The organism is Pseudomonas sp. H1_G08 (assembly GCF_054681355.1).
Map to the genome: position 1 here is coordinate 2,854,025 of NZ_CP162822.1, position 13,957 is coordinate 2,867,981.

The following is a 13,957-nucleotide window of genomic DNA, read 5'->3' on the forward strand; positions in this document are numbered from 1 at the left end:
GCCTGACACACGGCTTTCGCGAGCAGGCTCGTTCCCACAGTTGACCTGCTCCAGCCTGTAGATCGCGTTACATATGAAAAGCCCGGCGCTCATCACTGAGCGCCGGGCTTTTTCACATCAGGAGCAATCAGGCATCCAGCTCGGCCCAACGCTCCACCAACGCATCCAGCTCGGCCTGCAATTGCTCCAGCGAAGCAATCACCTTGGCCGTTTCCGCCGGCGGACGCTGATAGAAACCGGCTTCAGCCATTTCCGCTTCAACCGCGGCGATTTGCTGCTCCTTGGCGTCGATGTCGCCCGGCAAGGCTTCCAGCTCACGCTGCAGCTTGTAGCTGAGTTTCTTCTTGGCAACCGGAGCGGCAGCCGCAGGCGCAGCCACCGGAGCCGGCTCAGCGCTAACCACCGCCGAGTTCAGGTCAGCCTTGCCCGACTTGCTTTCAGTCACGCCCAACAGACGCGGCGAACCGCCCTGACGGATCCAGTCCTGATAGCCGCCGACGTATTCACGAACCTTGCCTTCACCTTCGAAGACCAGGGTGCTGGTCACCACGTTATCGAGGAATGCCCGGTCGTGGCTGACCATCAGCACGGTGCCGTTGAAAGTCAGCAGCACTTCTTCGAGCAGCTCGAGAGTTTCCACATCGAGGTCGTTGGTCGGTTCGTCGAGCACCAGCAGGTTCGCCGGTTTGCTGAACAGCTTCGCCAGCAACAGACGCGCACGTTCACCACCCGACAACGCCTTGACCGGCGTGCGTGCACGCTGCGGGCTGAACAGGAAGTCGCCGAGATAGCTCAGCACGTGACGGCTCTGCCCGTCGATGTCGATGAAGTCGCGACCTTCGGCGACGTTGTCGATCACGGTTTTTTCCAGATCCAGCTGATGGCGCAACTGGTCGAAGTACGCCACGTCGATCCGGGTGCCCTCTTCCACTTTACCGCTGGTCGGTTGCAGACCGCTGAGCATCAGTTTCAACAGGGTGGTCTTGCCGGTACCGTTGGCGCCGAGCAGACCGATACGGTCGCCGCGCTGCAGGACCATGGAGAAATCCTTGATCAGGAACGGCCCGCCCGGATGCGCGAAGCTCACGTTCTCGAGGACCATCACCTGCTTGCCGGATTTGTCCGCGGTTTCCAGCTGGATGTTGGCCTTGCCGGTACGCTCGCGACGCTCACTGCGCTCAACGCGCAGGGCTTTCAGGGCGCGCACGCGACCTTCGTTGCGAGTGCGGCGGGCCTTGATGCCCTGACGGATCCACACCTCTTCCTGAGCCAGACGCTTGTCGAACAGCGCGTTGGCGGTTTCTTCAGCGGCCAGCGCAGCTTCTTTGTGCACGAGGAAACTGGCGTAGTCGCCGTTCCAGTCGATCAGCCCACCGCGATCCAGTTCGAGGATTCGCGTGGCGAGGTTTTGCAGGAAGGAACGGTCGTGCGTGATGAACAGCACGGCGCCCTGGAAATCTTTCAGCGCCTCTTCGAGCCAGGCAATCGCACCGATGTCCAGGTGGTTGGTCGGTTCGTCGAGCAGCAGCAGGTCCGGTTCGGACACCAGCGCCTGCGCCAGCAGCACGCGACGACGCCAGCCGCCGGAGAGTTCGGCGAGGGTCTTGTCGGCCGGCAGTTGCAGACGGCTCAGGGTGCTGTCGACCAGCGTCTGCAGGCGCCAGCCATCACGGGCTTCGAGGTCGTGCTGAACATGCATCAGCTTGTCCAGATCAGCGTCGGTGACGATGTTCTGGCTCAGGTGATGATATTCGGCGAGCAAGGCGCCAACACCATCGAGGCCTTCAGCCACCACGTCGAATACCGTCCGGTCGTCGGCCACTGGCAATTCTTGCGGCAATTCGCCGATTTTCAGACCGGGGGCACGCCACACCGAGCCGTCATCGGGCTTCTGGTCGCCCTTGACCAGTTTCATCATGCTGGACTTGCCAGTGCCATTGCGGCCGATGATGCACACCCGCTCACCACGGGCGATCTGCCAGGACACCTTGTCCAACAACGGCATAGCGCCGAACGCAAGGGACACATCGCTGAATTTGAGCAGGGTCATGAGCTTCTCCAAAAACCGGGCGCGCATTCTACCTGACTTGAGGCTTCAGCAGGCCGGCAATTTGTCTGTCGAAGCACTCTGCACAACATTTGTTGCGAACTTGTGCAGCGAGGCTCGCAAAGCTTTCGCCGCTTGCTGGCAAAAGGCTAAGCTACAGTCAATTCAGTGCGGATTCCGATCGGCACTTGTCATGATTTCTCTGCCCGGATGTCTCATGCGCAGTCGCCTTTTCAGTGTTTTGTCCTGCTTGTTTCTTACCGCCGCTGCCGCTCAATCCGTCCAGGCGGTGGACTTGTCCACCCAACGCCAGTATTACGATGAAGCCAAGCGCGCCTTGGCCAAGGGTGATACCGGCCCGTATTTCCGTTACAGCCAGGCGCTGGCCGATTATCCGCTGGAACCGTATCTGGCCTACGACGAACTGACCGCGCGTCTGAAGACCGCGAGCAACGCAGAAATCGAGAAATTCCTCGCCGAACACGGTGACCTGCCGCAGGCCAACTGGATGAAGCTGCGCTGGTTGCGCTGGCTCGCCGATCGTGGCGACTGGGCGACCTTCGTCAAGTATTACGATCCGAAGCTGAATTTCACCGAGCTCGACTGCCTCAACGCGCAGTACCAAATCAGCCACGACAAGAAGGCTGAAGGCTATGCCAACGCAGAAAAACTCTGGCTGACCGGCAAATCGCAACCCGCCGCCTGTGACGCGCTGTTCGGCATCTGGGCTGCCGACGGCCAGCTTACCGAGCAGAAACGCTGGGAGCGCACCAAACTTGCTGCGCAGGCACGCAACTATCCGCTGGCCAACAGTCTGATCAACGGCCTGACCACCCTCGCCCCGCGCGGTCGTTTGCTGGTCGACGTGGCGCAGAAACCCGAATTGCTCAATCAGCCGTCGCGCTTCAGCCCGGCCGACGAGCCGATGTCAGACGTCGTCAGCCTCGGCTTGCGCCGCCTCGCTCGGCAGGATCCGGACAAGGCCATGGCTTTGCTCGACGGTTACGCCAGCAGCATGCATTTCTCTCGCGATGAGAAGGTCGCGATCGCTCGCGAGATCGGCCTGACCCTCGCGCGCCGCTTCGACAGCCGCGCGCTGGACGTGATGACCAAATACGATCCGGAGCTGCGCGACAACACCGTCTCGGAATGGCGCCTGCGCCTGCTGCTGCGTCTGGCACGCTGGAACGATGCCTACGAATTGACCAAACGTCTGCCGCAAGACCTGGCCACCACCAACCGTTGGCGCTATTGGCAGGCGCGCAGTCTGGAGCTGGCCGAGCCACAAAACCCGCAAGCGCTGACCCTGTACAAGAATCTGGCGCGGGAACGAGACTTCTACGGCTTCCTCGCCGCAGACCGTTCACAGTCGCCTTACTCGCTGAACAACAAGCCGCTGGTGCTCAGCCAGGCGTTGATCAACAAGGTTCGTAACACCCCCGGCGTGCGGCGCGCGCTGGAGTTTCATGCACGCGGGCAGATCGTCGACGGGCGTCGCGAGTGGTATCACGTCAGCCGTCATTTCAACCGCGATGAAATGGTCGCCCAGGCCAAACTGGCCTACGACCTGAAATGGTACTTCCCGGCGATTCGCACCATCAGTCAGGCGCAGTACTGGGACGATCTGGACATCCGCTTCCCGATGGCTCACCGCGATACCCTCGTGCGTGAAGCCAAGGTTCGCGGCCTGCATTCGAGCTGGGTGTTCGCCATCACCCGACAGGAAAGCGCGTTCATGGACGACGCGCGCTCCGGCGTCGGCGCCAGCGGTCTGATGCAACTGATGCCAGCCACCGCCAAGGAAACCGCGCGCAAATTCAGCATCCCCCTGGCTTCGCCGCAGCAGGTGCTCAATCCAGACAAGAACATTCAGCTCGGCGCCGCTTACCTCAGCCAGGTGCACAGCCAGTTCAACGGCAACCGCGTGCTCGCCTCCGCCGCTTATAACGCCGGGCCAGGCCGCGTGCGTCAGTGGCTGCGCGGCGCTGATCACCTGAGTTTCGACGTCTGGGTGGAAAGCATCCCGTTCGACGAAACCCGTCAATACGTGCAGAACGTGTTGTCCTACTCGGTGATCTACGGGCAAAAACTCAACTCGCCGCAACCGCTGGTGGATTGGCATGAGCGGTATTTTGACGATCAGTAATCACCAGGCTGACGCCGAATCATGAAAAATGCCCGTATCGTGAGATGCGGGCATTTTTTTGGTCGGTTACTCGGTCGATTGCTCAGTCTGCTGTGACAGATCGACCATCATTGAACTGCAACGCCGCCAGCCGTGCGTACAGCGGATTGCTGGCGATCAACTCCTGATGTGTCCCCACCGCTACCAGCTTGCCTTGATCCATCACCGCAATCCGGTCAGCGTTCTTCACCGTGGCCAGCCTGTGAGCGATCACCAGCGTGGTGCGGTTTTCCATCAGCGTTGGCAGGGCCTGCTGGATCAGATGTTCGCTCTGTGCGTCGAGGGCGCTGGTGGCTTCGTCAAGGAGCAGGATCGGCGCGTCCACTAGCAAGGCGCGGGCAATGGCCAGACGTTGGCGCTGACCGCCGGACAACCCGAGGCCGCCATCTCCCAGATGAGTTTGATAGCCGTCCGGCATTTGTTCGATAAAGTCGTGGGCGTGGGCAATTCGCGCAGCTTCCTTGACCTGTTCAAGCGTGGCCGTCGGGCTGCCGTAGCGAATGTTGTCCTCCACGCTGCCGAAAAACAACGCGGGGGTTTGCGAGACCAGGGCGAAACAGCGGCGCAGATCCAGCGGGTCAAGGCTGGTCAGCGGCACGCCATCGAGGAAAATCTGCCCCTCGCGTGGATCGTAGAAGCGCAGCAACAAGTCGTAAACCGTGGACTTGCCGGCGCCGGACGGCCCCACCAATGCCAGGGTCTCACCCGCCCTCACCGTCAGATTCAAGCCATCGACGGCGTAGCTTTCCGGACGCGAGGGGTAGGAAAAGCGCACGTCGCGCAGCTCAAGTTCACCTTTGACTCGCGCTGGCAGAGTGACCAGTCCGGTCAACGGTGGCTGGATGATGTTTTCCGAACGCAGCAATTCTGCGATCCGCTCCGCTGCGCCAGCAGCGCGCTGCAGCTCGCCGATCACTTCGCTCAGCGTGCCGAACGCACTGCCGACAATCAGGCTGTAGAAAACGAACGCCGCCAGTTCCCCAGCCGAAATCCGCCCCGCCATCACATCCATGCCGCCGACCCACAACATCACCGCCACCGCGCCAAGCACCAGCACGATCACCAGAGTGATCAGCCACGCACGCTGGAAGATCCTCTTACGCGCGGTTTCGAACGCCTGCTCGACGGTAGAAGCGAAACGCTGCTCGTCCTGCACTTGATGGTTGTAGGCCTGCACGGTTTTGATCTGACCAAGGGTTTCCGACACATAGCTGCCAATGTCGGCGATGCGGTCCTGGCTCTGGCGCGACAGATTGCGCACGCGGCGGCCGAAAATCAGGATCGGCGCGATCACCAGCGGCAGTGCAATCACGACAATGCTGGTCAACTTCGGATTGGTGATGAACAGCAACACCACACCACCGATGACCATCAGCAGATTGCGCAGGAACAGCGAAAGCGACGAGCCGATCACCGATTGCAGCAGCGTGGTATCAGCGGTCAGACGCGACTGGATTTCCGAGCTGCGGTTGTCCTCATAAAAGCCTGGATGCAGATACACCAGGTGATTGAACACTTGGCGGCGAATGTCGGCGACCACGCGCTCGCCTATCCACGACACCAGATAGAAACGGGCAAAGGTGCCCAGCGCCAGTCCGAGCACCAGCAACATGAAAATGCCGATCGACTGATTCAGCAGATGCGGCGAACGGGTCATGAAACCCTGGTCTACCAACAACTTGATGCCCTGCCCCATCGACAGGGTAATGCCGGCGGTAACGATCAGCGCGAGCAGTGCGCCGAAGGCATGCCAGCGGTACGGCAGGAGAAAATGGCTGGTCAGGCGCAGGGCGCGCCGATGTCGGGAAGAAAGCATGGAGATCATGGCGTTCACGTCTGCGCAGATGGATCGGGCCAGCCTACAGACTCAGATGGGGTGGAACTCTGTAAATCACAATGAGTCAGGTTAAATATGCCCGGGATGTCCGGATACTAGAAACGATTGGTCTAAGGTTGCGGTTGAGACGAGCGGTCATTTCTGTTTGAGTAGAGATGCCGCCCGCCGACAGACCGCAGGGAGTTGTCACAGCCTGGTCACGTGGCGGTTTTAACTTAGGCACACAACCTGATGAGGAGACAGGCCATGTCCTTGCAACACAGCAGCGAAGACAAGATTGAAGTGATCCGCACCAAACCCGACCAGTCTCTGGGTTGCTCGATTATCGATGAGCAGGGCCGCGAAGTACCGATCACTGAAGACATGATCCAGGACGCGTGCCGCGAACTGGAGAAGCGATTGGTCAAGCCTGCCGAACAAGAGTGATGTAGCCACCGTCTTCCTGACCCGGCCCTGATTGGCCGGGTTTTTTATGTCTGTAATTTAGCTGCGAATCGTGTAGGAGCTGCCGAAGGCTGCGATCTTTTGATCTTCAAAAAGCAAGATCGAGAGATCGCAGCCTCGTTTCACTCGACAGCTCCTACAGGACACGGGTTGCCCCCAGCGCCGCCACAATCTGCCGCAACAACGGCGACTCCCCTTCAATCCGCACCTTCAGCCCTTCGATCTCGCGTCGCACCGGATATTGCTTGCGCAACGCGTCAAACGCCGAGCGCTGCTCAGCGACATTTCCCACCAGGCTGCGGCGGAAATCCGCATCATCGCGGCGCGGGTCGTACACGCCCCGGCACAACATCGCCAGTGCCCACGCCGGATCGCAGTCACCGTGCAGGGAAACTTCCGACAACCAGGTTGCTGGCAGCAGATCGCTGAGCTGGATAGCTGCAGGTTGGCCGCTGAAAGCGCAGTAGGCCTGATAGATTTGCGCGGTCCCGCGTTGCTTGCCATCGAGGCTGTAACCGGCAATATGTGGCGTCGCCAATACGCAGAGTTCGGCCAGCGCAGGGTCGACTTCCGGCTCTTTTTCCCAGACGTCGAGCACCGCTTGCAGGTCCTCGCGCTCCAGCAGCACCTCACGCAGCGCTGCATTGTCCACTACAGGGCCACGCGCCGCGTTGATCAGCCAGGCACCCTGCTTGAGTTGCTGCAAACGCTGTTGATCGAACAGGTGCCACGTCGCGTCGTCGCCATTGCGAGTCAAAGGTGTATGCAGACTGATCACGTCGCACTGCTCGATGATCTGCTCAAGGCTGACATAATCGCCGCCCTCGGCAGCCTGACGCGGCGGGTCGCAAACCTTGACGTTCCAGCCCAGGCCCTTGAGGACCTTGATCAAGCGCCCCCCCACTTCACCAGCGCCGACGACGCCGTAAGTACGCTGCGTCAGATCGACCCCTTCGATTTCGGCCAGCGTCATCAGACTGCCCAGTACGTAATCGACCACGCCACGGGCATTGCAACCCGGCGCGCTCGACCAGCAGATCCCGGCCTCGTTGAAGTAATCGAGATCCAGATGATCGGTGCCGATGGTGCAGGTGCCGACAAAGCGCACCTTGCTGCCTTCGAGCAGCGCGCGATTGACGTTAGTCACCGAACGCACCAGCAACACATCGGCGTGCTCAACCGTCGCGCGGTCAATGGAGCGGCCCGGCACTCGGCGGATGTCGCCGAAACCGGCAAAAAAAGCATCGAGCAGCGGGATATTTTCGTCGGCAACAATCAGCATGGCGGGCTCCTTGGGCGGATCGGCAGTTTAGGTGCTGACGCGTCGATCAGCCAGCAGGGTTTGCGCTTACAAATGCGCAACAGAGGATTTTTCCTGACCGAAGCGTCAGCGGCGTAGAATGCGCCGCTCTGCGCATCAATACTTTCTGGACGCTTTGCCTGTGAACCCTGTAACTGACCAACCTGTCGCCGTCTCGCTGAGCCGCCCTGCGCGGATTCGCCTGGAGTTGAAAAACCTGCTCGCCCTGGCCCTGCCGATCATCATCGCGCAACTGGCGACCACGGCCATGGGCTTCGTCGATGCGGTGATGGCCGGGCGCGTCGGCCCCAAGGACCTGGCGGCAGTGGCGCTGGGCAACTCGATCTGGGTTCCGGTGTTTCTATTGATGACCGGCACCCTGCTGGCCACCACACCAAAAGTCGCCCAGCGTTTCGGCGCCGGCAAGCACAGCGAAATTGGCCCGATTGTGCGTCAGGCGTTGTGGCTGGCATTGGTAGTCGGATTGATCGCCACCTCGATGCTGATCGCTGCCGAGCCGGTGCTGCACCTGATGAAGGTCGATCCCGAGCTGATCGGCCCGTGCATGCAATATCTGCACGGCATCGCCAGCGGCTTGCCGGCGGTGGCCTTCTATCACGTGCTGCGCTGCACCAGCGATGGCATCGGCCGCACCCGCCCGGCCATGGTGCTGGGCCTCTGCGGTCTGGCGCTGAACATCCCGCTGAACTACATCTTCATCTACGGCCACTTCGGCGTGCCGGCCATGGGCGGCGTCGGCTGCGGCTGGGCCACGGCAATCGTGATGTGGGTAATGGCGCTAGGCCTGGCCGGGTACGAACGCTGGGCACCGGCCTATCGCTCGAGCGAATTGTTCAGCCGCTTCGACTGGCCGCAGTGGGCGGTGATCAAACGTCTGCTGTCGATTGGTTTGCCGATCGGCATCGCGGTGTTTGCCGAGTCGAGTATTTTTGCCGTAATCGCCCTGCTGATCGGCAGCCTCGGCGCGACGGTGGTGGCCGGGCATCAGATCGCGCTGAACGTCAGCTCGCTGGTATTCATGATTCCCTATTCGCTGGGCATGGCGGTCACCGTGCGTGTCGGTCAGGCGCTTGGGCGCGAAGAACCGCGTGAAGCGCGCTTTGCCGCCGGAGTCGGCATGGGCACGGCGCTGGCCTACGCCTGCCTGTCGGCGAGCCTGATGCTGGCGCTGCGCGAGCCGATTGCGGCGATCTATACCGCTGATCCAACGGTGATTCATATTGCCGCGATGCTGATTGTCTATTCGGCGCTGTTCCAGTTTTCAGATGCAATCCAGGTGACTGCGGCCGGTGCACTGCGTGGCTATCAGGACACTCGGGTGACGATGATCCTGACTCTCTTCGCCTACTGGGGCATCGGTTTGCCGGTGGGTTATGCGCTGGGCCTGACCGATTGGCTCGGCGAGCCACGCGGTCCGAGCGGTTTGTGGCAGGGTTTGATTGTCGGCTTGAGCTGCGCAGCGTTGATGCTGTCGATTCGTCTGACACGCAGTGCGCGCAAGCGGATTCGAATCAGTCGTTCGGCGGGTTGATCACCCATAAAAAAAGACCTGCATTTGCAGGTCTTTTTTTGCCCTGAGTCAGGACTTCTTGCGAATCCAGTACAGATAGGTGCCGGCCTCTTCGTGCTGGCTGACCAGCTCATGGTCAAGAAACACGCAGAACTTGGGGATATCGCGCTTGGTCGAGGGATCGGTAGCGATCACCTTGAGCAGGCCGCCGGGTACCAGATCGCGAATGTGCTGGTGCAACATCATCACCGGCTCCGGGCAATTGAGGCCGGTGGCGTCGAGGGTGCCGTCGACCGGGGTATCGATCATTTCACTCATGGTTCACTCCAGAAACTGGCCGACATTGTCGCGCATTGCTTGGGATATCGTCCAACCCATGTGGGAGCGAGCCTGCTCGCGAAGGCAATCCGTCAGTGAACACATCGCTGGCTGCCCCACCGCTTTCGCGAGCAGGCTCGCTCCCACAGGTTCAGTATTGTGTCAGCGCGATTTGGTTTTCCTGGTGTCGTGCCGGCGCAGATGGCAAGTCACTTCCTCGCGGTCGTGATACAGCTGCTTGCAGCCGATATCAACCTTGATCCCACGAGCCTTGAAACCATCGGCAATGCGCTCGAGCAGACGCTTCACTTCGGCATAACGCTGTTTCATCGGCAGCTTCAGGTTGACCACAGCCTCGCGGCAATGCCCCTCGCCGATCCACTCTTCCAGCATCGCCGCGTTGCGCGCCGGTTTCTCGACGATGTCGCATACCATCCAGTCCACCGGCTGCTTCGGCTTGAAGGTAAAACCGTCCGCCATCAGATGCTGGACCAGCCCGGTTTCCATCAGGCTTTCAGCCATCGGGCCGTTGTCGATAGCCGTCACCAGCATGCCCCGGTTGACCAGTTGCCAGGTCCAGCCGCCCGGCGCGGCGCCGAGGTCAACGCCGGTCATGTCGCTGTGCAGGCGATCTTCCCACTGATCACGTGGAATGAAGTGGTGCCACGCCTCCTCCAGCTTCAAGGTCGAACGGCTGGGCGCCTCGCGAGGAAACTTCAGGCGTGGAATGCCCATCGGCCACATTGCCGAATTGCCGGCATCAGCCATGCCGAGGAACACTTCGCGTCCGCTTTTGAAGGTCAGCAACAATCGCGGCTTGCTGGCGTCTTCCACCAGTTTGCCAGCGGCGGTCAGCGCCTTGCGCAGCGGGCCTTCGAATTTTTTGCAGAAATTCGACAGTTCCTTGCCGTCATTGGTATCGACCACTTCCAGCCACAGACTGCCAAACACCGGGAAATCGGCCATGTGCGCGAGGATTACGCTGATGCGATCGTTTTCCGGCAGATCAATGAAAAAGCCCCGCGCCCACTGCCGAGGGAAGATCAATTCGGCGAAACGCTGACCGCGCATCAGGCGTTCGGCGCCGTCGGCTTCAGTGCAGACAAACTCGGCGCAGGCCGTGGCGGTTTTGGCTTTGGCGTAACCGGCGACATTGAGACGGGCGGCGAGATCGGAAATCTCCGAACAGACTTCGCCTTCGAAGCCGGGCCGGCAATGCATGAATAGGGTGTTCATTCTTACTCCTGGGCAACGGTCGATCATTCGACCGTCGCGCGATGCTCAAGCCTTGCGTTGCCGCAATGCCTGTCACGAAAACCGGCGCATGATAGCTGAAGTCGGAACCATGGTTGCGCCGATAGAGTCCAGTTATTAGCCAGCTACTCAAAACAGGGCTAGGTTTAATGCTCTGCCCGTCCCCTCAGTCCGTAGCCGTGCGGGCTCAAAGGAGTGATCGTAATGCCGTCCCTCGATAGTCTGAAGTCACTGAAAACCCTACAAATCGATGCCACGACCTACCATTATTTCAGCCTGCCGGAAGCCGCCAAAAGCCTGGGCGACCTCGACAAGCTGCCGATGTCGTTGAAGGTACTGCTGGAAAATCTGCTGCGCTGGGAGGACGAAAAAACTGTCACCGGCGCTGACCTCAAAGCCATCGCCGCCTGGCTCAAGGAGCGCCGCTCCGATCGCGAAATCCAGTACCGCCCTGCCCGTGTATTGATGCAGGATTTTACTGGTGTCCCCGCCGTCGTCGATCTCGCCGCAATGCGCGCGGCAATGGCCAAGGCTGGTGGCGATCCGCAGCGGATCAATCCGTTGTCGCCGGTGGACCTGGTGATCGACCACTCGGTGATGGTCGACAAGTTTGGTAGCGCCAGTGCGTTTGAACAGAACGTCGACATCGAAATGCAACGCAACGGCGAGCGCTATGCCTTTCTGCGCTGGGGCCAGAGTGCGTTCGATAACTTCAGCGTGGTCCCGCCGGGTACCGGCATCTGCCACCAGGTCAACCTCGAATATCTCGGCCGCACCGTTTGGACCAAAGACGAGGATGGCCGCACCTACGCGTTCCCCGACACGCTGGTCGGCACCGACTCCCACACCACCATGATCAACGGCCTCGGCGTACTCGGCTGGGGCGTGGGCGGGATCGAAGCGGAAGCGGCGATGCTTGGGCAACCGGTATCGATGCTGATTCCGGAAGTGATCGGCTTCAAACTCACCGGCAAACTCAAGGAAGGCATCACCGCCACCGATCTGGTGCTGACCGTAACGCAGATGCTGCGCAAGAAAGGCGTAGTCGGCAAATTCGTCGAGTTCTATGGCGATGGTCTCGCCGATCTGCCACTGGCCGACCGCGCAACCATCGCCAACATGGCCCCGGAATACGGTGCGACGTGCGGCTTCTTCCCGGTCGACGATGTCACGCTGGAATACCTGCGCCTGTCCGGCCGGCCGCCGGAAGTGGTGAAACTGGTCGAGGCCTACACCAAGGCTCAAGGCCTGTGGCGTCTGCCGGGTCAGGAGCCGGTGTTCACCGACAGCCTGGCTTTGGACATGGGCAGCGTCGAGGCCAGCCTGGCCGGACCGAAACGTCCGCAGGATCGCGTCTCGCTGCCGAACGTCGCGCAGGCCTTCAGTGATTTCATCGACCTGCAATTCAAACCCACCAGCAAGGAAGAAGGACGCCTGGAAAGCGAGGGTGGCGGCGGCGTAGCAGTGGGCAACGCCGATCTGGTGGGCGAAGCGGACTACGAATACGAGGGCAAGACCTATCGCCTGAAAAACGGTGCAGTGGTCATCGCCGCGATTACCTCCTGCACCAACACTTCCAACCCGAGCGTGATGATGGCGGCCGGGTTGCTGGCGAAGAAAGCCGTCGAGAAAGGTCTGACGCGCAAGCCCTGGGTCAAAAGCTCACTGGCCCCCGGTTCGAAAGTCGTCACCGACTATTACAAGGCTGCCGGGCTGACTCAGTACCTTGATCAGCTCGGTTTTTCGTTGGTCGGTTACGGCTGCACCACCTGCATCGGCAACTCCGGGCCACTGCCGGAGCCGATCGAGAAAGCCATTCAGAAAGCCGATCTGACCGTCGCGTCGGTCTTGTCCGGCAACCGCAACTTCGAAGGTCGCGTACACCCGCTGGTGAAAACCAACTGGCTGGCCTCGCCTCCGCTGGTCGTCGCCTACGCACTGGCTGGCAGCGTGCGCACCGACATCAGCAGCGAACCGCTGGGTGAGGATCAGCAGGGCAATCCGGTATACCTGCGCGATATCTGGCCGAGCAGCCGGGAAATCGCCGAAGCGGTGAATCAGGTCAACACGGCGATGTTCCACAAGGAATACGCCGAAGTGTTTGCCGGTGATGAGCAATGGCAGGCCATCGAGGTGCCGCAAGCGGCGACTTACGTGTGGCAGGACAATTCGACCTACATTCAGCATCCACCTTTCTTCGACGACATTTCCGGCCCTCTGCCGGAAGTCAAAGACGTCAAAGGCGCGCGGGTCTTGGCCTTGCTCGGCGATTCAGTGACCACCGACCACATCTCCCCCGCCGGCAACATCAAGATCGACAGCCCGGCCGGGCGATACCTGCAGGAAAAAGGCGTGGAGCCGCGCGACTTCAACTCCTACGGTTCCCGTCGCGGCAATCATGAAGTGATGATGCGCGGTACGTTTGCCAACATCCGTATTCGCAACGAGATGCTGGGTGGCGAGGAAGGTGGCAACACACTTTACATTCCCACCGGGGAAAAAATGGCGATCTATGACGCAGCGATGAAATATCAGGCGTCGGGTACGCCGTTGGTGGTGATTGCCGGTCAGGAGTACGGCACCGGGTCGAGCCGTGACTGGGCGGCGAAAGGCACCAATCTGCTGGGCGTCAAAGCGGTGATTGCGGAGAGCTTCGAACGTATTCACCGCTCTAATCTGGTCGGCATGGGTGTGCTGCCGTTGCAGTTCAAGCTTGATCAGAATCGCAAGAGTCTCAATCTGACCGGCAAAGAGACGTTCGAGATTCTGGGATTGACCGGCGTCGAGCTGAGGCCGCGGATGAACCTGCCGCTGGTTATCACTCGGGAGGATGGGCGTCAGGAGAGAATCGAAGTCTTGTGCCGCATTGATACGCTGAATGAGGTCGAGTACTTCAAATCCGGGGGGATCCTGCATTATGTGTTGCGGCAGTTGATTGCTTCGTGACGGGATGACATTCGCGCAGGCTGTGATCTTTTTGACCTGGCTTTTAAAAGCAGGATCAAAAGATCGCAGCCTTCGGCGGCTCCTACATTCAGGCG

General features: G+C 60.4%; 9 protein-coding genes. 4 read left to right on the plus strand and 5 right to left on the minus strand.

Translation table 11 applies throughout. The annotated features are described in order from the left end of the window. Positions 1 to 127 precede the first annotated feature (127 nt). Entirely contained in the window at positions 128 to 2,050 is a 1,923-nt protein-coding gene (locus AB4N85_RS12935; RefSeq protein ID WP_016775499.1) for an ATP-binding cassette domain-containing protein, read from the minus strand. 214 nt (positions 2,051 to 2,264) lie between these two features. Here AB4N85_RS12935 and AB4N85_RS12940 point away from each other — a divergent pair, with 214 nt between their 5' ends. Continuing rightward, positions 2,265 to 4,193, plus strand: a complete 1,929-nt coding sequence (locus tag AB4N85_RS12940; RefSeq protein WP_252868012.1) for a transglycosylase SLT domain-containing protein — start codon at positions 2,265 to 2,267, stop codon at positions 4,191 to 4,193. Between the two features lie 82 nt (positions 4,194 to 4,275). Here the strand turns inward: AB4N85_RS12940 and AB4N85_RS12945 are convergent, their stop codons facing one another. Next, entirely contained in the window at positions 4,276 to 6,057 is a 1,782-nt protein-coding gene (locus AB4N85_RS12945; protein ID WP_252868013.1) for an ABC transporter transmembrane domain-containing protein, read from the minus strand. Positions 6,058 to 6,315: 258 nt separating this feature from the next. On the opposite strand from AB4N85_RS12945, the gene AB4N85_RS12950 reads away from it, so the two are divergent. Then, positions 6,316 to 6,495, plus strand: coding sequence for a PA1571 family protein (locus AB4N85_RS12950; protein WP_024013646.1), 180 nt, complete (start codon positions 6,316 to 6,318; stop codon positions 6,493 to 6,495). 154 nt (positions 6,496 to 6,649) lie between these two features. On the opposite strand, the gene pdxB is transcribed toward AB4N85_RS12950, so the two are convergent. After that, entirely contained in the window at positions 6,650 to 7,795 is a 1,146-nt protein-coding gene (gene pdxB / locus AB4N85_RS12955) for a 4-phosphoerythronate dehydrogenase PdxB (protein ID WP_252868014.1), read from the minus strand. A gap of 160 nt (positions 7,796 to 7,955) precedes the next feature. On the opposite strand from pdxB, the gene AB4N85_RS12960 reads away from it, so the two are divergent. After that, positions 7,956 to 9,365 carry an MATE family efflux transporter gene (locus AB4N85_RS12960; protein ID WP_041477396.1) on the plus strand — a complete coding sequence of 470 codons (1,410 nt, stop codon included), beginning with the start codon at positions 7,956 to 7,958 and terminating at the stop codon, positions 9,363 to 9,365. A gap of 48 nt (positions 9,366 to 9,413) precedes the next feature. Here AB4N85_RS12960 and tusA read toward each other — a convergent pair whose 3' ends face one another. Together tusA and rlmM are read right to left on the minus strand one after the other, a co-directional pair. Beyond that, positions 9,414 to 9,662: a sulfurtransferase TusA gene (gene tusA / locus AB4N85_RS12965; RefSeq protein ID WP_016775503.1), complete on the minus strand. Its 249-nt coding sequence runs from the start codon at positions 9,660 to 9,662 to the stop codon at positions 9,414 to 9,416. A gap of 162 nt (positions 9,663 to 9,824) precedes the next feature. After that, entirely contained in the window at positions 9,825 to 10,898 is a 1,074-nt protein-coding gene (gene rlmM / locus AB4N85_RS12970; RefSeq protein WP_041477361.1) for a 23S rRNA (cytidine(2498)-2'-O)-methyltransferase RlmM, read from the minus strand. Positions 10,899 to 11,120: 222 nt separating this feature from the next. Here rlmM and acnA point away from each other — a divergent pair, with 222 nt between their 5' ends. Beyond that, complete coding sequence (gene acnA, locus AB4N85_RS12975; protein WP_252868015.1) at positions 11,121 to 13,862, plus strand: aconitate hydratase AcnA; 2,742 nt, start codon at positions 11,121 to 11,123, stop codon at positions 13,860 to 13,862. The last annotated feature ends 95 nt before the right edge of the window (positions 13,863 to 13,957 follow it).